The organism is Streptomyces luomodiensis (genome assembly GCF_031679605.1).
In the GTDB taxonomy this organism is placed as follows: Bacteria; Actinomycetota; Actinomycetes; order Streptomycetales; family Streptomycetaceae; genus Streptomyces; species Streptomyces luomodiensis.
This window is the reverse complement of the sequence record NZ_CP117522.1, coordinates 3,773,751-3,798,891: the sequence shown is the minus strand read 5'-3', so window position 1 is coordinate 3,798,891 and position 25,141 is coordinate 3,773,751. Positions and strand designations below refer to the sequence as shown.

Sequence of the window (25,141 nt, the reverse complement as noted above, 5' to 3'; positions counted from 1 at the left end):
TCATCAGTCGTTGTCCCCGCTCTGGTCGCTCCCCTCGTCCGTATTGCCGTCCAAGCTGGTCTTCGGCTTGGTCTCTTTCGAGGTTTCGGATCTTTTGTGCTTGGCCGCCACGGGGGCGAGGTCGCCGTCCTCCACGGACCAGCATCCGGTCTGTGTCTCTGGATCGAGCACGACAGTGGCGTGGGGAAGGTGTGCGCCTGATGGGAATGGCTTCATACGGGTCAGGCCCCATGGCATGGGGGCGACTTCATTCATGCACGTTCCTCCGTGCTGTCATCGGCGGATCACTCACCGTGAGTCGGCTGTATGACCATCGTGCGGCGCGTGACGGTACGTCAACGGCGCATCGGAGCGCATCCTCGTCCCCGTCATACCTGAGAGCTACCCCCCAGATGCACTCCCTGGTGGGACGCCGACCACACGGCCGGCTTCGTACCTTCCGTACTCACGACATCGGTCGGTACGGAAGGAACAGTCATGGCGTCCCGTCTTCGTCGCGCCCTGCTCGCGGCGCTGGTCACCGCCTCGGTGGTGGTACCCCTGGTGGGGGCCTCCGGGCCCGGTGAGGTGCCGGCGCCGAAGCCCGTGGCGCTGGGGCCGGTGAGCGTCGCGGGGCTTCAGGAGCGGTACGCGGCCAACCGGGAGGGGATCCGGGCGGCCGAGCGGATGGCCGACCGGCACGGGGACCGGCGGCGGGCGGCCGCCCTGCGGACCATGCGGAAGCCGGGGCGGCGCTTTCTGTCCTTCGACGGGCGGGACGGGGGGCGTGCCGTCGAGGTGTACGGGGACCTGGGGCGCGCCCGGCGGGTCGCGGTGCTGGTACCGGGGTCGGACACCAGCCTGGACACCTACGCGCGGCTCCGGAACGGGGCCCTCGCGCTGAGCCGTCGGCTGGGGGAGAAGGCCGCCGTCGTCAGCTGGCTCGGGTACAGGACGCCCGGCACCGTGGAACCCGAGGTGCTGACCACGGGGACGGCCGACAGCGCGGCGCCCCGACTCACCTCGTTCGTCCGGGAGTTGGCCGCGGCCAAGCCCGGGGCCCGGATCTCGCTGCTGTGCCACTCCTACGGTTCCGTGGTCTGCGCCAGGGCCGCACATGGACTGGACGCCGAGGACATCGTCCTGTACGGCAGCCCCGGCACCGGGTTCGACAGCGCCCGGCAGCTGCGCACCCGGGCCACCGTCTGGGCCGGGCGGGGCGGGAGCGACTGGATCGGCGGGGTGCCGCATGTGCGGATACCGCTGCTGGTCACGACCGTCGGCTTCGGTACCGACCCGGTCTCGCGGGAGTTCGGCGCACGGGTCTTCGACGCGGGGGACGCCGGGCACAGCGACTACCTCAAGCCCGGGTCCACCGCCCTGGCGAGCATGAGCCGCATCGTGGCGGGCCGTGATGCGTGACCTCCGTGGCCTTGGCCGGGTGCGTGCCCTCGTGCGGCGGATCGACGCCGCCACCCCGCCCGGCCGCGACCGTGCCGTGGACGCCCTGCGGGCCGTCGCCATCCTTGGTGTCGTGCTCGGCCACTGGCTGGTGACCGCGCTCGTCGCCGACAGCGGCACCCTGCGCGCGGCCAGCCCGCTGCGGTACCAGCCCGAACTCACCCCGGTCTCCTGGGTGTTCCAGACCCTCGCGCTGTTCTTCCTGGTCGGCGGACACACGGCTGCCAAGGGCTACGCCGCCGCCCGCGCCCGGGGCGTCGGCTACCGGCGGTGGCTGCGGGCCCGGCTGGCCCGGCTGTTCCGGCCCGTCGCCGTCGTGCTCACCGTGTGGGCCGTGGCGGCGGGGGTGCTGCTCGGCTCCGGGGTGAGCCTGCTGACCGTGCACACGCTGCTCGAACTCGTCCTGTCCCCGCTGTGGTTCCTGCTGGTCTACGCGGTGCTCACGGCCGCGACCCCGCTGGTGGCGCGGCTGCATCCGCTGTGGCCGCTCGCCGTCGTACTGCATGTGGACCTGGTCCGGTTCGGCTTCGACGGCCCGGCCTGGCTCGGCTGGATCAACCTGCCGGCGGGCTGGCTGGTTCCGTACTGCCTGGGCGCCATGTGGGGCCAGGGCCGGCCGCGCGGGCGGTTGGCCGGGCGGTTGGCCGGGTGGGTGCTGCTGATCGGGGGCGTGGTCGTCACCGCCGGGCTCGTTCTGGTCGGCGGCTATCCGGCGGCCATGGTCGGGGTGCCCGGCGCCCCGGTCTCCAACCTCAACCCACCCACCCTGGCCGCCGTCACCTTCGGCCTCGCCCAGTGCGGCGCGGCCCTGCTGCTGCGCGGTCCGCTGCGCCGGGCGATGGCGCGGCCCGCCGCGTGGGCGGCGGTGGCGCTGGTCAACCTCTCCGCGATGACGATATTCCTGTGGCACCAGACCGCGATGATGGCGGTCACCGTGACCGCCCTGCGGCCGGCCGGACCGCTGGCCGGACTGCACACCGTGCCCGACGGCCCCGGCTGGGTGGTCGACCGGCTGCTGTGGCTGCCGGTGTTCGCGGTGGCGCTGCTGATCTGCTGGGCGGCGTTCCACAGCTACGAGGCGGGGCGGCCGCGGAAGGGCGGCAGCCGGGTCGTCCGTCGCGGGGGCCGGCCCGTCCGCGGGGGACGTCCCACGCGGGGGGCCGGGCAGGTGGCGGAGCGGAATGTCTAGGGTCAAGGTCATGACGGGCGGTACGAGGGCGGGGCGACTGACGGCGGGGCTGCGGGCGGTGCCGCGCGTCCTGCGCGAGGACCTGTGCACCCTGGCGCGCGACCCGCTGCCGCGGATGCGCTGGCTGGCCTGGACACCCCATGTGCTGGTGGTGCTCTGCGCCGTGCTCATGGGCCAGCTCAACGTGATCGAGATGGACGGGCCCCGCGTCGCGTCCGTGCCGGGGCCCGATCCGCTGCTGTTCGTGGTGCTCCAGTCGGTGGCCGTCCTCCTCGCGCTGACCCGGCCCATAGCCGCCTGGTGGCTGTCGACCGCCGTGCTCTTCCTGGCGGCGGTGTGCGGCGAGAATCCCGCGCACTGGCCCTGGAACGACGGGCAGATGGCGCTGCACACCCTCCTGCTGTTCCTCCTCGCGCTGCGGGTCCGCCCGCGGATCGTGGTCGAGGCGCTGGTGCTGACCCTGCTGTCGGGGGCGCTCAATGTGCTCATCGGCCTGCGGCGCCACACCGAGGACCACTTGGCGGCCCACACCGCGGTCCTCAACACGGGCACCCTGTGGTTCGCGATCGCCGTGGTGGTGGGCGCCGCGCTGCGCGGGCGCCGGGTGGCCCGGACCCGGCTGGTCGAGCAGGAGGAGCTCACCGCGGAGGAACGGGCCCGGCGCACCCTGCTGGAGGAACGCAGCCGGATCGCCCGTGAACTGCACGACGTGGTGGCGCATCACATGTCGGTGATCTCCATCCAGGCGCAGGTCGCCCCGCATCTGGCCGAGAACCCCTCGGACGAGCTGAAGGAGAACCTCGCGGGCATCCGTCAGAACGCGGTCGAGGCGCTGGCCGAACTGCGCCGGGTGCTGGGTGTGCTGCGCTCCGAGGACCCCCTGGCCGACGCCGCCCGGCACGCCCCGCAGCCCACCCTGGACCGGCTGGACGAGCTGGTGGGCACGGTGCGGGGGACCGGGATCGCGATCGGCACCGAGGTCACCGGGGAGCGGCGGCCGCTGCCGCCGGGTGTCGAGCTGTCGGCGTTCCGCATCGTGCAGGAGGCGCTGAGCAATCTGATGCGGCACGCGCCGGGGGCCGAGGCACGGGTGGAGCTGGGGTACCAGCGGCGCGGGCTCACCGTCCGGGTCGTCAACACCCCGCCGGACCGGCCCGCCCCGCCCTCACCGGGCGCCGGGCACGGGCTGCTCGGGATGCGGGAGCGCGCTGCGATGCTAGGGGGCGAGCTGACCACCGGCCCGACGCCGGACGGCGGTTACGAGGTGACCGCCGTGCTGCCCACGCACGACCCCGCCCGAGCCACCGCGGCGACCGGCAGCCCCGCGCCCGAGACCGCGGCGACCGGCACCGCCGCGACCGAGACCGCCGAGGACACCGCATGACGACGACCATCCGGGTGCTGATCGCCGACGACCAGATGATGGTCCGCCAGGGCTTCACGGTCCTGCTGAACGCGGAACCGGACATCGAGGTTGTCGGCCAGGCCGTGGACGGCGCCGACGCCGTCGACCAGGTCGCCGAACTCGCCCCCGACGTCGTGCTGATGGACATACGGATGCCGGGTGTCGGCGGTATCGAGGCCACCCGCCGGCTCACCGAACCCGCCGACGCCACCGTCAAGGTCCTCGTGCTGACCACCTTCGACCTCGACGAATACGTCTACGAGGCGCTGCGCGCGGGCGCGTCCGGGTTTCTGCTCAAGGACGCCTCGGCGGACGAACTGGCCCAGGCGGTACGGGTGGTGGCGGCCGGTGACGCACTGCTGGCGCCGAACATCACCAAGCGCCTGATCGGCGAGTTCTCCCGGGTGACGGCCGGGCACCGGGCCCCGCTCAAAGAGCGCGTCGGAAACCTGACCGAGCGCGAGACCGAGGTGCTCACCCTGATCGCCCAGGGGCTGTCGAACGCGGAGATCGCCGAACGGCTGGTGCTGGCCGAGCAGACCGTGAAGACCCATGTCAGCCGCATCCTGGCCAAGCTGGAGCTGCGTGACCGGACCCAGGCGGCGGTGTTCGCCTACGAGACGGGACTGGTGCGCCCGGCCGCGTTCTGACCTGGTTCACCCGGTGCCCGGTCCGTCCGGTCCGCCCGGTCCGCCCGTGCGCAGCAGGCCGACGACATCCCGGCCCGGCCGGGGCCACCCTGATCAGGACGGGTGAGCAGGGGCGGTCCGGGGTCCGGTGGCCTGACGCGCCCCGGTCCGTTTGTTGCGGCAGGATGAAATCCGCACCTCAGTGTGTTGCCGCCTTCCGGAAGAGTGTGCGGATCGGGAGGTTCACGGGTGGCGGACGTAGCGGCTGGCGAAACGGGCGGAGCGGTCAAAGCGGGCGGAGCGGACGCCGGCGGCGCGGATGCAGGACAGGGCTGGGTACGGCGGCTGTTCGGCTACTGCTGGCGGTACCGCGGCGATGTGCTGCTCGCGCTGGGCGCCTCGCTCGTCGGGATGGCCGTCATGGCGCTCGTCCCACTGGTGCCGAAGCTGATCATCGACGATGTGATCGTCCGGCACGACCGGTCACTCGCCCCCTGGGCCACCCTGCTGATCGTCGCCGCGCTCGTGGTGTACGTCCTCACCTACATCCGCCGTTTCTACGGCGGACGGCTCGCCCTCGACGTCCAGCACGCGCTGCGCACCGATATGTTCGCGGCGATCACCCGCTTCGACGGCAGGCGGCAGGACAACCTCTCCACCGGCCAGATCATCGGCCGGGCCACCAGCGACCTCCAGCTGATCCAGGGCCTGCTCTTCATGGTGCCGATGATGATCGGCAACGTACTGCTCTTCCTGGTCTCCCTCGTCGTGATGGCGGTGCTGTCACCGCTGCTCACCGTCGTCGCCCTCGCCGTCGCCCCCGCCCTGTGGATCCTCGCCTCGCGCAGCCGCGTCCGGCTCTTCCCCGCCACCTGGTACGCCCAGGGGCAGGCGGCCGCCGTCGCGGGGGTCGTCGACGGGGCCGTGACCGGTGTCCGGGTGGTCAAGGGGTTCGGGCAGGAGGCGCAGGAGACCGACAAGCTGCGGGAGGTCGGCCGCCGGCTGTTCGCCGCCCGGCTGCGGACCGTACGGCTGAACTCCCGCTACACCCCCGCCCTCCAGGCCGTCCCCGCCCTCGGCCAGGTCGCCATGCTGGCGCTCGGCGGCTGGATGGCCACGCGGGGCCAGATCACCCTCGGCACCTTCGTGGCCTTCTCCACCTACCTCGCCCAGCTCGTGGCGCCGGTGCGGATGCTCACGATGATCCTGACCGTCGGGCAGCAGGCGCGGGCCGGGGTCGAGCGCGTCTTCGAGCTGATCGACACCGAGCCGGTCATCGACGAGCGCCCCGACGCCCGGGAGCTCCCCGAGGACGCCCCCGCGACGGTCGAGTTCGACCGGGTGAGCTTCGGCTACGACCCCGAGCGCCCGGTGCTGTCCGAGGTGTCCCTGCGGATCGAACCGGGCGAGACCCTGGCCGTCGTGGGCGCCTCCGGAAGCGGCAAGTCGACGCTGTCCATGCTGCTGCCGCGCTTCTACGACGTGTCGTCGGGGGCGGTGCGGATCGGCGGCCACGATGTGCGGGAGCTGACGTACGACTCGCTGCGCGGGGCGATCGGACTGGTGCCGGAGGACAGCTTCCTCTTCTCCGACACGGTGCGCGCCAACCTCGCCTACGGGCTGCCGGACGCGTCCGAGGAACGCATCCGGGCCGCCGCGCGCGCCGCGCAGGCCGACGGTTTCATCACGGCACTGCCGGACGGCTACGACACCGAGGTCGGCGAACAGGGGCTGACCCTCTCCGGCGGCCAGCGCCAGCGGCTGGCCCTGGCCCGCGCGATCCTCACCGACCCCCGGCTGCTCATCCTCGACGACGCCACCTCGGCGGTGGACGCACGCGTCGAGCACGAGATCCACGAGGCGCTGCGCGGCGTCATGGCAGGCCGTACGACGCTGCTGATCGCCCACCGCCCCTCCACGCTCGCCCTCGCCGACCGCATAGCGGTCATGGAGCGGGGCCGGGTCGTGGACGTGGGCACGGACGAGGAGCTGAGGGCGCGGAGCGCCGTGTACCGGAGCCTGCTGACGGACGACGCGCCCGCCGCGCCCGCCGCCCCGGGCGCCGACGGCACGGCGGCTCGGGGCGCGGACGCGCCCGCCCCGGCCCCGGCCCATACCGAGCCGCGCGGCGGCGCCACGCGCGCGGCGGGGTTCGCCGGTGCGTTCGGCGGGGAGTCCGCCGCGACGGGGCTGGCCGAGCCGTACCTCGACGGGGAGCCGTCCGCCGATGGCGACGGCCCGGCGCGCGACCGCGAGGGGTGCCCGCACCCGGCGGCGGGCGTGCGGGCGCGGGGCGGGGACGACCCGGCGCATCGCGGGGGTGCGCAGGGCCGGACGGAGGCGGGCCGCACCGGCGCCTTCGGGGGCAAGGCCGCTCCGGCGGGGCCGACCGCGCCGTGCCGTGACGGTGAGCGGCAGGAGAACGGTGGTCCGGAGGCGGCCGGCCGGGCCGACGCCCCGGTCGCGGACCGAGCGGAGCCAGGTGCCGCGGAGGTGGGGACCGGTGACGGCCACGGGGGCCGCCCCGACGCGGGCGCGGACCTGTGCCCGCGCGGCGGGGACGACCCGGCGCACGCCACGGGCGAAACGGGGCGCGACGGGCTGATGCCCGAGCTGTGGGCGCGGTCCGACGGCAGTGGCGAGGAGCGGTGCCGCCCGCACGGCGGGGACGACCCCGACCACGCCCGCGCCGGAGACCGGGCGGGGGCGACAGGGCTCGCCGGGGCGTCCGGCGGTGCGGCGGGCGCCGAGGGACCGAGCGAGCCGTATCCCGCGCCGGGGCCCCGGCCCGACGGGGCCGGGACGGGCCCCGAGCGGGGCGCGACCCGCGAGCGAGGTGTGGCCCCCGAGCAGGGCGTGAGCCGTGACACGACCCCCGAGCAGGGCGTGACGCCCGAGTTGTGGGTGCGGTCCGATGGTGAGGGACGTAAGGCGGGGGCGCCGGCGGCCGGGGCGGGGGCCGTGGCCGGGCCCGGGTTCGCCGGGGCGTTGTCCGGGATGCCCGCCACCCCCGAGCTGCTCGCGAAGGTCGCCGCCCTGCCGCCCGCCACCGATACGCCCGACATCGACGAGGAGCGGGCCACCCGCCCCGAGGAGGCGTACGGGCTGCGGCGGCTGCTGCGCGGTTTCGGGGCGCCGCTCGCGCTCGCGCTGCTGCTCGTCGCCGTGGACGCGATCGCCGGGCTGCTGCTGCCGGTGCTGATCCGGCACGGTATCGACCAGGGCGTCCAGCGGCTCGCGCTCGGGGCGGTGTGGACCGCGTCCGGGCTCGCGCTGCTCGTCGTCCTCGTCCAGTGGGCCGCCCAGATCGGCGAGACGCGGATGACCGGGCGGACCGGTGAACGGGTGCTCTACGCGCTGCGCGTCAAGATCTTCGCGCAGTTGCAGCGGCTCGGTCTCGACTACTACGAGCGCGAGCTGACCGGCAAGATCATGACGCGGATGACCACCGATGTCGACGCGCTGTCCACGTTCCTCCAGACCGGCCTCGTCACCGCCGTCGTCAGCCTGCTGACCTTCTTCGGCATCCTGGTCGCGCTGCTCATCATCGACGTGCAGCTGGCGCTGGTGGTCTTCCTGACCCTCCCGCCGCTCGTCCTCGGCACCGTGCTGTTCCGGCGCCGCAGCGTCAAGGCGTACCAGCTGGCCCGCGAGCGCGTGAGCGTGGTCAACGCGGATCTCCAGGAGAGCGTGGCGGGGCTGCGGATCGTGCAGGCGTTCGGGCGTGAGCGGTCCGGCCGGGAGCGGTTCGCGGCACGCAGCGACGCCTACCGCCAGGCGCGGTTGCGCGGTCAGCGGCTGATCTCGGTGTACTTCCCGTTCGTCCAGCTGCTGTCGTCCGTGGCGTCCGCGCTGGTGCTCATCGTGGGCGCCGGACGGGTCGGGGACGGCACGCTGACGGCGGGCGCGCTGGTGGCCTATCTCCTCTACATCGATCTGTTCTTCGCCCCCGTCCAGCAGCTCTCCCAGGTCTTCGACGGCTATCAGCAGGCCACCGTGTCGCTCGGCCGCATCCAGGAGCTGCTGCGCGAGCCCACCACCACACCGGTCGCCGACGCCCCGCGCGAGGTGCGTGGGATGCGCGGCGAGATCACGTTCGACGAGGTGCGGTTCCGGTACGGGGACGGCGAGGAGGCGCTGGCGGGCATCTCGCTCACCATCCCCGCGGGGCAGACCGTGGCGTTCGTCGGGGAGACCGGGGCCGGTAAGTCCACCCTGGTCAAGCTGGTGGCGCGGTTCTACGACCCCACCGGGGGCGCCGTGCGGGTGGACGGAACGGATCTGCGCGAGCTCGACCTCGCCGGGTACCGCCGCCACCTCGGTGTGGTCCCGCAGGAGCCGTATCTGTTCGCCGGGACGGTGCGGGACGCCATCGCCTACGGGCGCCCCGACGCGAGCGACGCGGAGGTGGAGGCCGCCGCGCGGGCGGTCGGCGCCCACGCGATGGTGGCGTCGCTCGACGGTGGCTATCTGCACGAGGTCTCCGAGCGCGGGCGCAATCTCTCTGCCGGGCAGCGGCAGCTGATCGCGCTGGCCCGCGCCGAGCTGGTCGACCCGGACGTCCTGCTGCTCGACGAGGCCACGGCCGCGCTCGATCTGGCCACCGAGGCCCTGGTCAACCAGGCCACGGACCGCCTGACGGGCCGGCGCACCACACTGGTCGTCGCGCACCGGCTGACCACCGCGGCCCGCGCGGACCGGGTGGTGGTCCTGGACCACGGCCGGGTCGTCGAGGACGGCACCCACGAGGAGCTGGTGGCGCGGGACGGCCGGTACGCCGAGCTGTGGCGCACCTTCATGGGCGAGACGGCCCCCGCCGTCGCCTGACACGTGCTGACGGCCCCCGCCGTCGCCTGAGCCCGCGGGCGGTGGCGGCCCGCCGCCGGCCTCCGCCGTCGCCCGGCACTCGCCGATGGCCCGCGTCGCGTGGGCCCGCCGTCGCGTGGCAGCGCGTCGGGTGGGCCCGCGGCGCGGGGGCGGGGGGAGTGCACCGGTCATATGCCGCCCCCATGCCGCCCGTGTGTCGCCCCACGTGCCGACCGTGTGTCGCCCATCTGCCGCATGGTCGCCTTACGGCCGCCTTATGGCCGGTAACGCTCAGCGTTCGCCCGATGTTACGTACGGTAACGTCACGGTTCCATGCCGCTGGCCCTCGCTATGCCCTCCACCTCCCGCCGGTCGCGCTCCCGCTGCTCCGCCTCGGCCGCCACCCGCTGCTTGTGGCGGTACAGGAATTCGGGGTCCTGGGCCCGCTCCTGAGGGACCAGCACCTTCATGCCCTTGGCGTGCGGACTGTCGCCGAGGTCGACCACCACACGCTCGTCCTGGGAGGTGAGCAGGCCGAACAACACCAGCAACTCGGCCTGGAGAGCGGGGGTGAACAGCTCTTTCTCCTCCGGCCCCATACCGAGCTCGTACGTCCCTCCGCGGACGGCCGGTGAGGTGCTCAGCTCGCGCAGCAGCCGCATCAGCAGCTCCAGCGAGCGAGGGTCGATCCGTTCCTGCAATTCGTTCAGATACCGCGTCAGCCGCTCGGCCCGTTCACTCCGGTCGTGCCGTTCGTCTCGGTCCATACAGGCAGCATGAGCCATCACAGCCCGCTACGAAAGAGGGCGACGGTAACAACTCTCCGTATCCGGCGTCGCGTTGGTGAGCCAACAGCCTCTGGCCACCCGCGTGTGTGCCCGGATAGGTTCTCGGCGACCTGTGCGAATTCACGGGTCGCGAGGGCCATAACGGCGACAAGGGGAGAGTGCATGCGCAAGGTGCTCAGATGGCTGCTGTCGCTCGCGATACTGATGGGGGCGGTCGGCGCGGGTGCCACCGGCGCGTCCGCGGCACCGGCCGCCCCCGCCCAGCCGGACATCAAGGAACGCGTCCTGGCGATTCCCGGCATGCGTTTCGTCGAGGAACAGCCCTACGAGGGCTACCGCTTCCTCGTCTTCACCTACACCCAGCCGGTGGACCACCGGCATCCTTCCCAGGGCACCTTCCAGCAGCGGTTCACCCTGCTGCACAAGGCCACCGACCGGCCCACGGTCTTCTACACCTCGGGCTACAACGTCACCACCGCACCGCGCCGCAGCGAGCCGACGCAGATCGTGGACGGCAACCAGGTGTCGCTGGAGTACCGCTTCTTCACCCCGTCCCGGCCGCAGCCCGCCGACTGGTCCAAGCTGGACATCTGGCAGGCCGCCAGCGACCAGCACCGCCTCTACCGGGCCCTCAAGCCCGTCTACGGCAAGAACTGGCTGGCCACCGGCGGCAGCAAGGGCGGAATGACGGCCACCTACTACCGCCGTTTCTATCCGCGTGACATGAACGGGACCATCGCCTACGTGGCGCCCAACGACGTGGTCGACAAGGAGGACTCCGCCTACGACCGCTTCTTCGCGAACGTCGGCACGGCCGAATGCCGCGACAAGCTGAACGCGGTGCAGCACGAGGCGCTGGTGCGGCGCGACGAGATCGTGACGCGCTACCAGAAGTGGGCGGACGACGAGGGGCAGACCTTCACCGTCGTCGGCAGCGCCGACAAGGCGTACGAGAACGTCGTCCTGGACCTGGTGTGGGCCTTCTGGCAGTACCACCTGCTGAAGGACTGTGGGGACGTCCCCGCCCCCACCGCCTCGACCGACGAACTGTACGGCTTCATCGACGAGATCTCGGGCTTTTCCGCCTACACCGACCAGGGCCTGGAGACCTACACGCCGTACTACTACCAGGCGGGCACCGAGCTCGGCTCGCCCACCTTCGCGACCCCGCACCTGGCCGGGCTGCTGCGCTACCCCGGCATCTACGCCCCGCGCAGCTATGTGCCGCGCGACATCCCGATGCGCTTCCACCCGGCCGCCATGCGGGACATCGACCGCTGGGTGCGGCAGGACGCCCAGCGGATGCTCTTCGTCTACGGGCAGAACGACCCGTGGGGCGCCGAGCGGTTCCGGGTCGGCAAGGGCGCCAAGGACGCTTACGTCTACACGGTCGCCGGCGGCAACCACGGCTCGAACATCGCCCAGCTCTCGGCCGAGGAGAAGGCCAAGGCCACGGCGGAGGTACAGCGGTGGGCGGGCGTCAGCCAGACGCGCGAGCCGCTTGCCCGGCACGACGCGAAGCTCGACCGGCGCGGGATCGAGCGCGAGCCGGTGCTGCGTCCGTAACATCCGTAACGTCCGTAACGTCCGCAAGGACCCTGGACCCGATCGGGCACGGGCTCGGTACGCCGCCCGGGTGGGCTGGTACGCCCGCCCGGATGGCTAGTACGTCAGCCCGTGCCCGATCTCGTACAGCACCCGGGACGGGTCGTCCGCGCGCCGCACCGCCACCGGCAGCTTGCCGCGCGGGGTGGCCCGTCCCGCGATGACCCGGGCGGCCGCGCGCAGCTCCCCGTCCGTCCAGCAGTACGTGGCCAGCGACGCCCCGGGGGCCGTGCCGCGTCCGTCCAGCCGTGCGATGTCGTACGGATTGCGCAGCGCCAGATGCACCACCGGCACACCGGTGGCCACCAGCCGCGCCACCAGGGTGCGCTGGGACGAGCCGGAGGCGATGTCGTACGTCGTCACGATCACCGCGTCCCGCCCCCGGGCCGCCGCGACCGCCGCCTCGATCCGCTCCGGCGAGGGGCCGGGCGAGCCGTCCGTGCCGGTGGGCAGCGCCTCCGCCGAGAAGCCCAGCCCGGACAGGGCGCGGGCCAGGACGGCCGTCGGCGGGCCGCCGGTGCCGGAGGGCGCGGCGGCGTCCACGCCCACCACGAGCAGGTCGCGATGGCGGTCCGGTGACAGCGGGAGCAGCCCGCCGCGGTTGGTGATCAGGGTGGTGGTGCGCTCGGCGATCCGGTCGGCGGTGGCGCGGTGCTCGCGGGTGCCCACCGTGCGGTTGACCGCGCGGTCGCTGGTGTACGGGTCGTCGAACAGCCCCCGGCGCGCCTTGAGGTCCAGGATGCGCCGCAGCGACCGGTCGATCCGGTCCTCGTCGATCTCGCCCGCCCGGACGGCCGCGCGCACCCCCTGGAAGGCGACGGACAGACTCGGCGGGTTCAGCAGCTGGTCCACGCCCGCCTTGAGCGCGAGCACCGGCACCCGGTCGTCGCCGTACTTCTTCCGCACCCCCTGCATGCCGAGGGAGTCGGTGACCACCACCCCGTCGTAGCCCAGCTCCTCGCGGAGCACTCCGGTGAGGATGGGGCGGGAGAGCGTGGCGGGGTCGTCGGCCGGGTCGAGCGCGGGGAAGAGCAGATGCGCCGTCATGATCGAGTCGATTCCCGCCTCGATCGCGGCCCGGAACGGCGGCGCGTCCAGCCGCTCCCACTCCTTCCGTGAGTGGGTGATCAGCGGCAGGCCGACATGGCTGTCCACGCTGGTGTCGCCGTGGCCGGGGAAGTGCTTGGCGGTGGCCGCGACCCCGGCGCTCTGATAGCCCGCCACCTGGGCCGCCACCAGCCGGGCCACGGCCTTCGGATCGGCCCCGAAGGAGCGCACGCCGATCACCGGGTTGGCGGGGTTGACGTTGACGTCCGCGATCGGGGCGTAGTCCTGCCGGATGCCGAGCGCGGCCAGCTCGGCCCCCGCGGTACGGGCGGCCGTACGGGCGTCGGCCGCGCTGCCGCCCGCGCCGAGCGCCATGGCGGCGGGGAACAGCGTGGCGGGCGCGCCGATCCGGGCGACGGTGCCGTACTCCTGGTCGGTGGAGATCAGGACGGGGACGGGCGCGGAGCCCTTCGCGGCGGCCTTCTGGATGCCGTTGGAGAGCGCGGCGACCTGGTGGGGGTCGCGGATGTTGTGCGCCCAGCGGATGTACATCACCCCGCCCACGTGGTACTTCGCGATCAGCTCGGCGGCGTTGTCGACGCCGATCTCCTTGCGGTTGGCCGCCACGTCGGCGGGGTCCGGGCGGGTGGCCGAATGGCCGTACACCCGCATCACGAAGAGCTGGCCGATCTTCTGATCCAGCGTCATCCGCCCGATGAGGTCGTCGATCCGCCGGCGGTCGCGCTCCCGGTCCCGGCCGGAGCCGGAGGCGGGTCCGGAGGGGGTCGCGGAAGCGCCGCCGGAACCGGAGGCGGGGTGGCGCGCGGGAGTGGCGGACGCGGGCGAGCTGTGCGTCGGCGCGCTACAGGCACCGGCCGCGGCGGCGGCCAGGGTGGCGGTGAGCAAGGCACGGCGGGACGTGGGCGTATGCACCCGCACTCCTTCCACGGGTTCGGAGGGGGCGGCCGAAGGTGTGCTGGACACGCTGGGACACCAACCCGGTCCCGGTCAAGGAAAGTTGCTCATCTTGTCGGCCCGGTGGTGTGTCCCGTCCGACGGCCGTACGACGCGTTTCGGCCCCCCCGGGGCGCCGCCGACGCTCTGGGAGGGGTGTCGCGTCGGCGGCGGGTGCTGCGGGCCGCGGGCGGCGGAGAGGGCGGTCGGCGACGCGGCCGACAGCGAGACCGATGACCGCCGTACGGGGACTCCCCCTCAGCACACCGCTTCGACGCGCGGCGGCTCGCAACGGTTCCGCGTGTGGTGTGTCAGGGCGGGCGACCCGGATTCGCGCTGTTCGGGTCGCTCGCGGCGCAGATCTGGCTGCAGTGGACATGCCCCTCGCCTGTGACCGGCCTGCGCACGGCACCCTCTCCCCTCATAGCTGACCATGGTCCACAAACGCTGCGGGTCGGGTGGCGGGCTCAGGCGGGTGAGCCGGCCTGAATCGGGATGGCGGGCCCGTTACCGGGGTGGGTCGGGAGGGTGCCGGCCGGCTGCTGGGACAGGGCTGTCGCGGCGCTGCGGTATGTGCTGGGACTGACGCCGCGGAGCCGTTTGAACGCCGCGCTGAATGCGAACGCGTCGGAGTAGCCCACTGTGCGGGCGATCTCCGCGACCGTCGCCGTTTGGCGCTCGGTCAGCAGGTCCGCCGCGAGCGTCATGCGCCAGTGGGTGAGGTAGGTCAGTGGCGGCTTGCCGACCAGGTCGGTGAATCGCTTGGCCAGCGTGGAGCGTGACACCCCGGTGCGCTCGGCCAGTGAGGCGACCGTCCATGGCGCCGCGGGTTCGCTGTGCAGCAGCCGCAGCGCGCCGCCGACCACCGGGTCCCGCCCGGCGGAATACCAGCCCGGGGGATTACCGTCGGGCCGATCGAAGTACTCGCGCAGTGCGCACACCAGCATCCAGTCCAGCAGCCGGTCGAGGACCACCTGCTGGCCCGGTGTGTCGGCGGCGGCTTCGACGGCGAGGTGTTCCCACACGGGGTCGGGCTTGCCGCCGGACCCCACGCGCAGTACGACGGGCAGCGCGTCCAGCAGCCTGCGGCTGATCTCGCCGTGCACCGGGTAGGCGCCGACGACAAGTGTCGTCGCGCTGTCGCCTCCGTCATAGGTTTCGTGCCAGCCGAGCCGGTGTCGGGTTCCGCCCTGATCGGGCGTCGAACAGAACGCGCCGCACGCGACGGGCTCCGCCCGGGTGCCCACCTCGTCGACGAAGAGGAACGGCGCCGGGCCCCGCACGACCACTGTCTCGCCGACGCACAAAGGTTCGGGCGGGCGGTGCTCCGGCACGATCCAGCCGCCCCCGGAGAGGACAGTGCACAACGTCAGCGGTGCACCGTCCACGAAGTGCAGCGCCCAGGGCGGGGTCAGGGTCGAGCTGCCGAACAATGAGCCCTGGGCCCGCACCCCGCGTAGGAGGTCACCGAAAGCGTCCACCCTGCGAGACTAAACGAACTGGACGATTAACCAGGTGGTTCGGCTTGTCGCCTATGGATCCGTCCGAATGCGTGCCGTTGAATCGCCGTCATGAGCAGCGACACCACTTTGGTCCTTGGCGCGACGGGCAACACCGGTCGACGGGTAGCCGCCCGGTTGCGGTTGCGCGGCACGCATGTGCGCGTCGCCTCCCGTTCCAGCCAGACCCCGTTCGACTGGTTCCACCCCGCCCACTGGGATCAGGTCCTGCAGGGCGTCACCACTGTCTACGTGGTGCCCCCGACCGTGCCCGGTCCAGTGCACGAGTTCGTGGCCCGGGCCGAGGCCGCCGACGTGCGGCGCCTGGTCCTGCTCTCCGGGCACGGCGCCGACGACTGGGGCGACTCCGCGTTCGGGCTGGACATGCGCTCGGCCGAGGATGCCGTGCGCAGTTCGACGTTGGAATGGACCGTTCTGCGTGCCGCGAACTTCGCCCAGAACTTCGACGGGCACCCCTTTCACGCCCCGCTGGCCGCTGGCGAGCTGGCGCTTCCGGCAGGTGCGGTGCCCGAGCCGTTCATCGACCTCGAGGACGTCGCCGACGTTGCGGCCGCAGTGCTGGCCGAGCCCGGCCGACATGCTGGTCGGGTCTACGAGCTGACGGGGCCGCGCGGGCTGAGCTGGGCGGAGGCGGTCGAGTTGATCTCCCGGGCGTCCGGACTGCCCATCGCCTACCGGCAGATCTCCCCGGCCGAGTACACCGCGGCATTGGTCCAGGAGGGCTGGCGCGAGAACGAGGCCCATCTCCTCGCCGAAATGTTCGTGCTGTTGGAGCGCGGGGTGACCGCCTGGACGACGGACGACGTCGTCACCGTGCTGGGACGCGCGCCGCGGACCTTTGAGGACTTCGTCCTGCGGGCCGCAGCAGCGGGAGCCTGGCGGCGCTGAATCCCGCGGCGGCCGCTCCGGCGCAGTGGACATTCAGGAGAAGGAGTCCGCGCGCAATCCCGCACATCCTCGCCTTTGTAAACGTCCGCTCTTCAGGTAACTGGAGCCATCGATGCACACCTTGCTGGTTGCCGCCAACCCGGACCCCCAGTCCCTGACGCATTTCGTGCTGGGAAGACTCGAGGCAGCGCTTCGTCCCGGTTCGGTCGAGATCGCCGACCTGTCCGAGGAGCGGTTCGACCCCCGGTTCACTTCAGCGGATCGTCGGGCGTACCAGGAGGGTGGCAACCATCCGGCTGACGTCGTGGCTGAGCAGTGCCGTCTTGAGCGTGCCACCGATCTCGTGTTGGTCTTCCCCGTGTACTGGTGGTCGATGCCCGCACTGCTGAAGGGGTGGATCGACCGTGTCTTCGTCAACGGCTGGGCCTTCGAGTACTCATCCGCTTCGGGCCTGCGGCCGAAACTACAGCACCTCACCACGCATCTTGTACCCATAGCCGGCGGCGACTCGGGTGCGTATGAGCGCCACGGATACGAGAAGGCACTACGGACGCAAATCGAGCACGGGATCATCGACTACTGCGGCAGCCGGCGCGGTTCCACAGCCTTCATCTATGAATCCGAACGGCTTTCCCCTGAATCCATGAAGCAAGGTGTTGACCGTGCAGTGCGGGCCATCAGCGAAGCCATTCACACCCGCCTGCTGGGATGACAGGTGTCAAGTGCTCATTCCATTGGTGAGGTCTAGTGAGCACGCGCACGACATCTTTCGCCCACCGGCCTGGAGTTCGTTGAATGACCAGCGCACCTGTTGGTGCGTACCTCGCCTCACTGATGCCTGATGCTGTTCGTCAAGCCGCGAGGACGGTGGGCGGCGCGGTTTCGTGAGTCCGTCCGTCCCGCACTGCCGGGATTCCGGCACCTCCGGTTGCGGGCGCTAGCTTTTTCCCTCCCTGCCGCGCTGTATTTGGGCGGGGAGGGGGTCGCCCCGTGCGGTAACACGTCAGCCCGTGCGCCGGGGCCAGAGGCCGTGGAGCAGCCGCACCGTTTCGGTGATGGCGGGGCGGCGGGCCGCGCCGGTGCGCCACACGGCGTACAGCCGCCGCACCGGGACCGGCTCCAGGGGCAGCGCCAGCACCCCGTCCGGCAGCGGGCCGCGCCCCAGACGGGGCATGAGGGCGACACCGAGACCGGCCGCCACCAGGGCGATCTGGGTGTGGTTCTCCGCCGCCTGGTACGCCAGGTCCGGCTCTTGGCCGGAGGCGCGCAGCGTACGGACCAGCCAGTCGTGGCACACCGACCCGGGCGGCTGGCAGATCCACCGCTGGCCCGGCAGGTCCGCGCGGCACAGCGGTCGCCGTTCGGCTCGCGCGGCCAGCGGATGCCCGGCCGGTACGAGCAGATCGCACAGATCGTCCCCGATGACCGCCCGTTCCAGCCCGTCCGGGGCGGGCAGCGGGGCGATGTCCCAGTCGTGGGCCACGGCCAGGTCGATGACCCCTTGCGTCACCAGGTCCACCGACAGATGCGGGTCCACTTCCAGCAGCCGGGCGTCCAGGGCCGGGTGTTCGGTCGCGAGGGCGGCCAGCGCCACGGGCATCAGCCCGCGCGCCGCCGAGGCGAAGGCGCCGATCACCAGCCGGCCCGTCGGCTGTCCGCGCCGTTCCTCCAGGGTGGTCTCGGCCTCTTCGACGATGGCGAGCAGCTGCTGGGCGGTGGCGGCCAGATGCCGGGCCGCGTCGGTCAGCGTGACGCCCCGGCCCTGCCGCTCCAGAAGGGTCGTCCGGGTCTCCCGCTCCAACTTGGCGATCTGCTGCGACACGGCCGACGCGGTGTAGCCGAGCGCGGTCGCGGCGGCGCTGACCGAGCCGTGCACGGCCACCGCGTGCAGCGCCCGCAGCCGGGCCAGGTCCAGCATGGGCCGCTCTCCCTCCCACGGTTCATCGTCGCCGCGTCCAACCAGTCGCCGCATCCCATCACGGGGGCCGGACGCCCCCGCTCTCAGGCCGCGTCGGCCAGCAGTCGTAGCAGGTGCTCGCGGCCGGCGGGCAGCAGTTCCGGCAGCTCCCGCGCCTGCGGGTACCACCGCTTCTCGTACTCCCAGCACAGCCAGCCGTCCCAGCCCTCACGGCTGAGCAGCTCCACGCACTCGGTCAGCGGCAGCACGCCCTCGCCCAGCGGCAGCGGGGTGGTGTCGTCGGCCGACGCGATGTCCTTGACCTGCACGTATCCCAGCTGCGGAGCGAGCGCGGCATAGCTGGTGGCCGGGTCCTCACCGCCCAGCCAGGTGTGCATCACATCCCAGATCGCGCCGACGCTGCCGTGGCCGACGGGACCGAGGACGCGCGCCGCGTCCGCGCCCGTGCGGTGCGAGTCGTGGGTCTCCAGCAGCAGCCGTACGCCCAGTTCGGCGGCGTACGGCGCGGCGGCGCCCAGGCGGCGGGCGGCCGTGGCGTCGGCCTCCTCCGCGCTCTGCTCCCCGCCGCCGGGGAAGACGCGGACGTAGGGCGCGCCCAGGTCGTGGGCGAGCGCGAGGAGTTCCCGCAGCCCGGTCAGGACGGGCTCGTCGGGGCCCGCCGCCGCGACCCGTACGTACCCGGCGACGGTCAGGATCTCCACATCGGCGGCCCGGAACCCGTCCACCACCCGCGCGCGTTCGTCCGCCCCGATCCCCGGGTGCACCGGCTCCTCGGGGTGGGCGCGCAGTTCGACACCGTGGTACCCGCTCCCGGCGGCGAGCCGTGCGACCTCGGGCACGGGCATACCGGGGACACCGAGGGTGGAGAAGGCGAGCTTCATACGGGCTCCGTGAGGTGGGGGTTCCGCAGGATGGGGATCTTCACGCCGGACGCTAGGCAGGGGCACGGGCGAGGTCAATCCCGCCGTGCCGGAGCAGCCGACCGCGCTGGGTGAGTGAACCGGCTCACATGACGCCCGCACACACCGGGGCATGGGCCGTACCGTCCTCGCCGGTACACCGCCGCTCGCCGTGGGGGGTATCGGCACTGCCTGGGGCCAGGGCCTGTCGTCAAAGGGAGCACCCTGCTCCCGACGCCTGCTACGGCCACCTGCGCCGGGGCGTTCGGCGGAGCGCCCCGGCGCGTACCGCCGGGGCATGCCGCCTCGATCCACCGGTGGTCGTCGCCGCGGACACCGTCGCCTGGTCGAGGTCACGTCCGGTCCTGGCAGCCGGTGCCGTGCGCCGCGCGTACCGGGTGGGCGAACTCGTCAGCAGGGCAGGCCGACGGTCAGCGTGCGGGTGACGCTCTGGGTCGTCGTGCCATCGGTGGCATAGACCACCGGGTGGTAGACACCGTCGGGCTGCATCGGAATGTTGAAGGCGACCCAGGCGTTGACCGTGCTCTCGTTCGATCCCGGTTGCAGCGTCGTGGTGAACGAGTAGCCGCCCGGCAGGTCCTTGACGCCGAAGGTGATGGGTTTGTCCCAAGAACCCGAGATGATGGAATTGTAGTTCTTGCTCAGGTTCAGTGGCATATTCGAGAAGCAGTAGTCCTGATCTACGGGGTAGCCCGTACCCATCGTCCAGGACGCGTCGGCCGCAGCGGCAGCGGCCGGCGAGGAGAACGCCAGCGCACCAACGGCGGCGGCGCCTGCGAGACCGGCGGCGACACGGCCGGCAAGGGAGCGAGAAGAACGGACGGAGATCACGAGTGAACCTTTCCGGTGACTGATCTTCACCGACACCAGGCCCGGAGTGCCCCCCGCAGAATGGCCCATGACCCACTCCGGTTCGGATTCCCCGAGCACCTCCAAGGAGAATGACGAGAATATCTTCGTAGTTATAAATCTCGTATAAGACTCCGGGCGCCGTCACCGAGCACGGTTGCCGCCCCCTGTACCTCGACTACGCACTGGTGGCCAACCGCATCTGACGGAGAGTCCAGCCCTGAGTCATCGGGAACGTGCCGCGCCGTGCGGCCCGGGGGCGCACCGTCACGGCCGCTGCAGCGTGGACCGGGTGGGCCTCACCCCGCCGTCAGCCGCCACAGGGAGGTCACCTCCGCCGCGCGGGCCGAGTGGAGCGGATCGGCGGGGTCGGTGGCGCGGGGGTGGACCGGGCGGGTGTCGAGGCGGTCCACCACCTTCAGCCCGGCCGCGGCGATGGCGGCCAGCAGCTCCTCGCGCGGCCGCAGTCCGAGGTGTTCCGCCAGGTCGGAGAGGATGAGCCAGCCCTCGCCGCCGGGGGTCAGATGTCCGGCCAGCCCGTTCAGGAAGCCGCGCAGCATACGGCTGGACGGGTCGTAGACCGCGTATTCGAGCGGTGAGGAGGGCCGGGCCGGGAGCCAGGGGGGATTGCAGACCACCAAAGGGGCGCGGCCCGGCGGGAAGAGGTCCGCCTCGACCACCTCGACCCGCCCGGACAGGCCCAGGCGGGCCACGTTCTCCCGGGCACAGCGCAGCGCCCGTGCGTCCTGGTCGGTGGCCACCACGCGGTCGACGCCGCGCCGGGCGAGGACGGCCGCCAAGACGCCCGTACCGGTGCCGATGTCGAACGCGGCCGACCGGGAGGCGGGCAGCGGGGCCTCGGCCACCAGGTCGACGTACTCGCCGCGCACCGGGGCGAAGACCCCGTAGTGCGGATGGACGCGGTCGCCGCCCAGCGCCGGGACCTCGACGCCCTTCTCCCGCCACTCGTGCGCGCCGATCAGACCGAGTAATTCACGGAGCGAGACCACCGAGGGGGCGTGCGCCACGCCGTACGCCTCGGCGCACGCCTCCCGTACGTCCGGCGCCCGGCGCAGCGGTACGGACAGGTCGGCGTCCAGCGGCACCAGCAGCATGCCCAGCAGCCGGGCCCGCCGGGACGTCGCCTGGCGGTGCCGGTGGAACGCCTCGGCCGGTGACGCCGCCGCTGCCCGCCGCTCCCTGGCCCGGCGCGGACCACGGTCGATCCGGCGCGCCAGCGCCGTCAGCAGCTGGCGGGCGCCCTGGTAGTCGCCGCGCCACAGCAGCGCGGTGCCCTCGCAGACGAGGCGGTAGGCGGTGTCGGCGGGCATCCGGTCGTCCGCGATCCCGACCCGCCGGGGCGGTGGGGCGCCGCTCTCGGATCGCCAGTGGGCGGCCCGGTCCCGGCCGTCCTCGGTCCACTCGATGACCTGCTGCGTACTCAGGGGGTACACCCTTTGCTCTTGTGCGGTTCGCACCCGTGGTGCGTATGAGGTGATCCTTCCGGCGCGGCCCGTCCGGCGCGAGCGGTTTTCCGGTCCGATGACGCCCCGTCATACGTATGGCCGCTTTTCGGACCCCGCCCTACGATGGGAGCGCTCCCGGGCAAGGGGAGCGCTCCCGGGGCACCGTTCGCCTTTTGGCAGTCGGTCAGGCGGGCGCGGGGCCGTCGAGCGCGAGCCGCCAGTCCTGGCCGACCAGGGGCGAGCCGTAGCCGCGGTGCCGCTGCTCGGCGACCAGCTCGAACCCGGCCCGCTCATAGATCCGGCGGGCCGAGGTCAGGACGTCATTGGTCCACAGCACCAGCTCGCGATAGCCGGCCTCGCGCGCGAAGTCGATGCACGCGCCCACCAGCCGCTCGCCGATCCGCCGCCCCCGCGCCTCCGGCTCGACGAGCAGCAGCCGCAGCCGGGCCGTGTCGGGCCGCTCGTCCCGGACGCACATCACCGATCCCACCGGGCGGCCGTCGAGCTCCGCGATCCACGCCCGCTCGCGGGCCGGGTCATGGCCCGTGCCGAACTCCGCGACGATACGGGCCACCAGCGCCTCGAACTCGGCGTTCCACCCGAACTCCCGTGCGTATACGGCGCCGTGGCGCTGCACGATCCAGCCCAGGTCCCCCGGCGCCGGTTCGCGCAGCCGCACCGTGGGCTCGGCCGGGCCGGTGAACACGGCCCGCGCGGTCGCCAGTGCCTCCCGCAGCCGCCCCAGCTCGTTCCGGTCCACCTTGGCCAGCAGTCCGGCCACCGCCTCCCGCGACCGCCGGTCCAGGTCCTCCGCCGCCGCCCGGCCCGCCGCGGTGAGCAGCACCTCCTGGTAGCGGGCGTCGCGCCGATGGCGCTCGCGCGTCACCAGCCCGCGCTCCTCGAACCGGCCCAGGGTCCGGCTCAGATGCGCGGCGGTGACCCCCAGGTGCTCCCGGAGCGCCGAGACATGGGTGCGCTCCCGCCGCGCCAGCTCGTAGAGGATGCGGGCCTCGCTCAGCGAGTACGGGGTGTTGAGCTGTCCTGGGTAGTCGAGGACACCGATCAGCCGGGTGTACATCCGGTTGAAGTCGCGGACCTCGTCCACGGCCAGGTCAAGATCGTCGCGCGGTTCCATCCGGCATCCCTCCGTACCCCTGCTTCCGAAACGCCCCGTAACACTTGACCTTATAGTTGCACCAGATCAAGTATCCGGGAAAGGGGGACTCACCCCTGGTACCGGAGGGCGGAGGAGCGCGCCGGCGCGCTCAGGAGTGCGGCGGGGCCGTGGAGGCGCGGGCCATCAGTTCGGCGCGGACCATCGCCACCCCGCCCGGCGGCTGCGGGTCGCGGCCCAGGGCCAGCCGCCCGGCGCGGGCGCCCGCCTCGTGCAGCGGCAGCCGCATCGTGGTGAGGGCCGGAACCGCGTCCGCGCTGAACGGCAGGTCGTCGAAGCCCGCGACCGAGACGTCCTCGGGGATGCGCAGGCCCTGGTCGCGCAGGGCCGCGCAGACGCCGAGCGCGATGGTGTCGTTGGCGGCCACGATGGCCGTCAGACCGCTGTGGCGGCGCAGGAGTTCAAGCGTCGCGTCGTAGCCGGAGGCGCGGTCGTAGAGGCCGTGGACGGTGAGCCGCTCGGCGTCGGCGTCGGGACTGTCCAGCCCGGCCGCGGTCAGCGCGGCCCGGTGGCCCTCCAGCCGGTGGCGGGTGGTGGTGCGTTCGGCGGGGCCCGCCACGTAGCCGATCCGGCGGTGGCCGAGGGTCAGCAGGTGTTCGGTGAGCCGGCGGGCGCCGCCGCGGTTGTCGAAGGTGAGGGTGGTCGCGTCCTCGATCGGCGGGCGGCCGCACAGCACCACCCGGGTGCCGGACGCGGCCAGCCGGGACGCCTTGGCGGCCACGGCGGCGGCGTGGTCGGGGTGCTCGACGGCGCCGCCGGTGAGTACGACGGCGGCCGCGCGCTGCCGCTGGAGCAGGGTGAGGTAGTTCAGCTCGCGCTCGGGCGAACCCCCGGTGTTGCAGATGACCGCGAGTTTTTCGCCGCCCCGGCCCGGTTCGCCCGCCGGGGTGCCCATTTCGCTCTGCACGGCGCCCGCGATGATGCCGAAGAAGGGGTCCGCGATGTCGTTGACCAGCACTCCGACCAGATCGGAGGTGGCGGCGGCGAGAGCGCTTGCCGGGCCGTTGACCACGTACTCCAGCTCGTCGACCGCGCGCAGCACCCGTGCCCGGGTCGACTCCGCCACCGGGTAGTTGCCACTCAGGACACGCGACACGGTGGCCGCCGAGACCCGAGCCCGTGCCGCCACATCGGCCAGGGTCACTGCCATGTTTCCTCCGTTGAGTGGTCACTTTCGGGTGCGCCGCGCGCGCTGGTTGGGCGCATCCATGCTCTCACCCCATGGGCGGCCCACGGGCGGTCCATGGGCGGCCCATGGGCGGCCCACGAGCGGCCCACGGGCGGCGCGATTCTGCCCGCCAGGGTCTTGTCCAGTCATCCGGACCATGCCTAGGGTCCTCCCCAGCAAGCGCTTTCCGTCGGCGAGGAGCCTTAGCCCATGGCCGCAGCAGCCACCCACCGTATCCGTGCCGCAGTGATCGGCACCGGAGCCATCGTCACCGGCAGCCATCTGCCCGCACTGCGTGACCACGCCGACCGCGTGGACCTCGTCGCCGCCGTCGATGTGGCCACGGACCGGCTCGACGCCTTCCGCGCCACCGCCGCCGAGGGCGGGACCTTCGATGTCACCGGCTACACCGAGGTGGCGGCGATGCTGGCGGCCGAGCGCCCCGACCTGGTCCTCATCGGCACCCCGCCCTCCCTGCACCGCGAGCAGACGGTGGCCGCGCTGCGCTCCGGCGCCTGGGTGCTGTGCGAGAAGCCGCTGTGCCTCACCCTCGCCGAGTACGACGAGATCGCCGCGGCGGAGAACGAGGCGGGCGGCCCGTACGCGTCGGTGGTCTTCCAGCACCGCTACGGCTCGGGCGCCGTCCACGCCCGCGAGCTGCTGGCCGAGGGCGCCCTGGGACGGCCGCTGGTGGCCCACTGCCAGACCACCTGGCACCGCGACACCGCCTACTACGCGGTGCCCTGGCGCGGCCGCTGGGAGACCGAGGGCGGCGGCCCGTCCATGGGTCACGGCATCCACCAGATGGATCTGCTGCTCCACCTCCTCGGCGACTGGACCGAGGTCCGCGGCATGGCCGGACGGCTGGTGCACCAGGTGGAGAGCGAGGACGTCTCCACCGCGCTGGTGCGGTTCGCGGACGGCGCCATGGCCACCGTCGTCAACAGCGTGCTCTCGCCCGACGAGGTCAGCCGCATCCGGATCGACTGCGCGGACGCCACCGTCGAGCTGACCCATCTCTACGGCCACCGCAACGACGACTGGGTCTACACCCCCGCCCCGCATGTGCGCGAGGACACCGCCCGGCACCGGCGCTGGCGCACTCCGGCCGCCGATCTGCCCAGCTCGCACGGGGCCCAGCTGTCCGGGCTGCTGGACGCGATGCGGGACGGCGTACGGCCCCCGGGCAGCGGCGCGGACGCCCGCCGCACCCTCGAGTTCATCGCCGCGCTCTACAAGGCGGCCTTCACCGGGCAGCCCGTGCGCGCGGGCGAGATCGCACCCGGGGACCCGTACTACGCCGCCATGCACGGCGACCACCCCGAGTGGGCGCCGAAGGCGGCGACCGCCACCACCAAGGAGAGCTGAGGCCGCC

Annotated in this window: 19 protein-coding genes; 9 read left to right on the top strand and 10 right to left on the bottom strand. The window is 72.8% G+C overall.

The window, feature by feature from the left end; genetic code table 11:
* Window positions 1-3 precede the first annotated feature (3 nt).
* Window positions 4-237 carry a putative ATP-grasp-modified RiPP gene (gene tgmA / locus PS467_RS15795; protein ID WP_311039869.1) on the bottom strand — a complete coding sequence of 78 codons (234 nt, stop codon included), beginning with the start codon at window positions 235-237 and terminating at the stop codon, window positions 4-6.
* Window positions 238-477: 240 nt separating this feature from the next.
* On the opposite strand from tgmA, the gene PS467_RS15790 reads away from it, so the two are divergent.
* The 5 genes from PS467_RS15790 (at window position 478) to PS467_RS15770 (ending at window position 9,490) form a co-directional block, all read left to right on the top strand.
* Window positions 478-1,401, top strand: a complete 924-nt coding sequence (locus PS467_RS15790) for an alpha/beta hydrolase (RefSeq protein WP_311035824.1) — start codon at window positions 478-480, stop codon at window positions 1,399-1,401.
* A complete protein-coding gene (locus tag PS467_RS15785) occupies window positions 1,394-2,629 on the top strand; it encodes an acyltransferase family protein (RefSeq protein WP_311035823.1) in 1,236 nt (411 codons plus the stop codon). Before PS467_RS15790 ends, PS467_RS15785 begins: the two co-directional genes overlap by 8 nt.
* 10 nt (window positions 2,630-2,639) lie before the next feature.
* Window positions 2,640-4,013, top strand: a complete 1,374-nt coding sequence (locus PS467_RS15780; protein ID WP_311035822.1) for a sensor histidine kinase — start codon at window positions 2,640-2,642, stop codon at window positions 4,011-4,013.
* Window positions 4,010-4,684, top strand: coding sequence for a response regulator (locus PS467_RS15775; protein WP_268972157.1), 675 nt, complete (start codon window positions 4,010-4,012; stop codon window positions 4,682-4,684). Before PS467_RS15780 ends, PS467_RS15775 begins: the two co-directional genes overlap by 4 nt.
* A 324-nt stretch (window positions 4,685-5,008) precedes the next feature.
* Window positions 5,009-9,490: an ABC transporter transmembrane domain-containing protein gene (locus tag PS467_RS15770; protein WP_311039868.1), complete on the top strand. Its 4,482-nt coding sequence runs from the start codon at window positions 5,009-5,011 to the stop codon at window positions 9,488-9,490.
* A 302-nt stretch (window positions 9,491-9,792) separates the two neighbouring features.
* On the opposite strand, the gene PS467_RS15765 is transcribed toward PS467_RS15770, so the two are convergent.
* A complete protein-coding gene (locus PS467_RS15765) occupies window positions 9,793-10,236 on the bottom strand; it encodes a hypothetical protein (RefSeq protein WP_030841670.1) in 444 nt (147 codons plus the stop codon).
* 183 nt (window positions 10,237-10,419) lie between these two features.
* Between PS467_RS15765 and PS467_RS15760 the strand changes: the two genes are divergently transcribed.
* Window positions 10,420-11,823, top strand: a complete 1,404-nt coding sequence (locus PS467_RS15760) for a S28 family serine protease (protein WP_311035821.1) — start codon at window positions 10,420-10,422, stop codon at window positions 11,821-11,823.
* A gap of 96 nt (window positions 11,824-11,919) precedes the next feature.
* On the opposite strand, the gene PS467_RS15755 is transcribed toward PS467_RS15760, so the two are convergent.
* Both PS467_RS15755 and PS467_RS15750 read right to left on the bottom strand, forming a co-directional pair.
* Window positions 11,920-13,842: a glycoside hydrolase family 3 protein gene (locus tag PS467_RS15755; protein WP_311035820.1), complete on the bottom strand. Its 1,923-nt coding sequence runs from the start codon at window positions 13,840-13,842 to the stop codon at window positions 11,920-11,922.
* Between the two features lie 488 nt (window positions 13,843-14,330).
* Window positions 14,331-15,344 (bottom strand): AraC family transcriptional regulator, encoded by a 1,014-nt coding sequence (locus PS467_RS15750; RefSeq protein WP_311035819.1) that lies wholly within the window; start codon window positions 15,342-15,344, stop codon window positions 14,331-14,333.
* Between the two features lie 90 nt (window positions 15,345-15,434).
* Between PS467_RS15750 and PS467_RS15745 the strand changes: the two genes are divergently transcribed.
* Both PS467_RS15745 and PS467_RS15740 read left to right on the top strand, forming a co-directional pair.
* A complete protein-coding gene (locus PS467_RS15745; RefSeq protein WP_311035818.1) occupies window positions 15,435-16,271 on the top strand; it encodes an NAD(P)H-binding protein in 837 nt (278 codons plus the stop codon).
* A gap of 112 nt (window positions 16,272-16,383) precedes the next feature.
* Window positions 16,384-16,983, top strand: a complete 600-nt coding sequence (locus PS467_RS15740; RefSeq protein WP_311035817.1) for an NAD(P)H-dependent oxidoreductase — start codon at window positions 16,384-16,386, stop codon at window positions 16,981-16,983.
* Window positions 16,984-17,274: 291 nt separating this feature from the next.
* Here the strand turns inward: PS467_RS15740 and PS467_RS15735 are convergent, their stop codons facing one another.
* From PS467_RS15735 to PS467_RS15710, 6 genes are all read right to left on the bottom strand, one after another.
* Window positions 17,275-18,189 (bottom strand): LysR family transcriptional regulator, encoded by a 915-nt coding sequence (locus tag PS467_RS15735; protein ID WP_311035816.1) that lies wholly within the window; start codon window positions 18,187-18,189, stop codon window positions 17,275-17,277.
* An 83-nt stretch (window positions 18,190-18,272) separates the two neighbouring features.
* On the bottom strand, window positions 18,273-19,070 hold the full coding sequence (locus PS467_RS15730; RefSeq protein WP_311035815.1) for a sugar phosphate isomerase/epimerase family protein: 798 nt from the start codon (window positions 19,068-19,070) through the stop codon (window positions 18,273-18,275).
* Window positions 19,071-19,499: 429 nt separating this feature from the next.
* Complete coding sequence (locus PS467_RS15725) at window positions 19,500-19,976, bottom strand: DUF5980 family protein (RefSeq protein WP_311035814.1); 477 nt, start codon at window positions 19,974-19,976, stop codon at window positions 19,500-19,502.
* A 281-nt stretch (window positions 19,977-20,257) separates the two neighbouring features.
* Window positions 20,258-21,412, bottom strand: coding sequence for a methyltransferase (locus tag PS467_RS15720; protein ID WP_432280588.1), 1,155 nt, complete (start codon window positions 21,410-21,412; stop codon window positions 20,258-20,260).
* A 196-nt stretch (window positions 21,413-21,608) separates the two neighbouring features.
* A complete protein-coding gene (locus tag PS467_RS15715; protein WP_311035813.1) occupies window positions 21,609-22,559 on the bottom strand; it encodes a bifunctional helix-turn-helix transcriptional regulator/GNAT family N-acetyltransferase in 951 nt (316 codons plus the stop codon).
* Window positions 22,560-22,689: 130 nt separating this feature from the next.
* On the bottom strand, window positions 22,690-23,748 hold the full coding sequence (locus tag PS467_RS15710) for a LacI family DNA-binding transcriptional regulator (RefSeq protein WP_311035812.1): 1,059 nt from the start codon (window positions 23,746-23,748) through the stop codon (window positions 22,690-22,692).
* 228 nt (window positions 23,749-23,976) lie between these two features.
* On the opposite strand from PS467_RS15710, the gene PS467_RS15705 reads away from it, so the two are divergent.
* Window positions 23,977-25,134, top strand: a complete 1,158-nt coding sequence (locus PS467_RS15705; protein WP_311035811.1) for a Gfo/Idh/MocA family protein — start codon at window positions 23,977-23,979, stop codon at window positions 25,132-25,134.
* The last annotated feature ends 7 nt before the right edge of the window (window positions 25,135-25,141 follow it).

Excerpts from the sequence above, each read along its gene's own strand:
- PS467_RS15705 (WP_311035811.1), top strand. The coding sequence starts at position 23,977 with ATGGCCGCAGCAGCCACCCACCGTATCCGTGCCGCAGTGATCGGCACC.
- PS467_RS15710 (WP_311035812.1), bottom strand. The coding sequence starts at position 23,748 with ATGGCAGTGACCCTGGCCGATGTGGCGGCACGGGCTCGGGTCTCGGCG.
- PS467_RS15785 (WP_311035823.1), top strand. The coding sequence starts at position 1,394 with ATGCGTGACCTCCGTGGCCTTGGCCGGGTGCGTGCCCTCGTGCGGCGG.
- PS467_RS15730 (WP_311035815.1), bottom strand. The coding sequence starts at position 19,070 with ATGAAGCTCGCCTTCTCCACCCTCGGTGTCCCCGGTATGCCCGTGCCC.
- PS467_RS15775 (WP_268972157.1), top strand. The coding sequence starts at position 4,010 with ATGACGACGACCATCCGGGTGCTGATCGCCGACGACCAGATGATGGTC.
- PS467_RS15790 (WP_311035824.1), top strand. The coding sequence starts at position 478 with ATGGCGTCCCGTCTTCGTCGCGCCCTGCTCGCGGCGCTGGTCACCGCC.
- PS467_RS15735 (WP_311035816.1), bottom strand. The coding sequence starts at position 18,189 with ATGCTGGACCTGGCCCGGCTGCGGGCGCTGCACGCGGTGGCCGTGCAC.
- PS467_RS15760 (WP_311035821.1), top strand. The coding sequence starts at position 10,420 with ATGCGCAAGGTGCTCAGATGGCTGCTGTCGCTCGCGATACTGATGGGG.
- PS467_RS15765 (WP_030841670.1), bottom strand. The coding sequence starts at position 10,236 with ATGGACCGAGACGAACGGCACGACCGGAGTGAACGGGCCGAGCGGCTG.
- tgmA (WP_311039869.1), bottom strand. The coding sequence starts at position 237 with ATGCCATGGGGCCTGACCCGTATGAAGCCATTCCCATCAGGCGCACAC.
- PS467_RS15780 (WP_311035822.1), top strand. The coding sequence starts at position 2,640 with ATGACGGGCGGTACGAGGGCGGGGCGACTGACGGCGGGGCTGCGGGCG.
- PS467_RS15715 (WP_311035813.1), bottom strand. The coding sequence starts at position 22,559 with ATGGAACCGCGCGACGATCTTGACCTGGCCGTGGACGAGGTCCGCGAC.
- PS467_RS15740 (WP_311035817.1), top strand. The coding sequence starts at position 16,384 with ATGCACACCTTGCTGGTTGCCGCCAACCCGGACCCCCAGTCCCTGACG.
- PS467_RS15745 (WP_311035818.1), top strand. The coding sequence starts at position 15,435 with ATGAGCAGCGACACCACTTTGGTCCTTGGCGCGACGGGCAACACCGGT.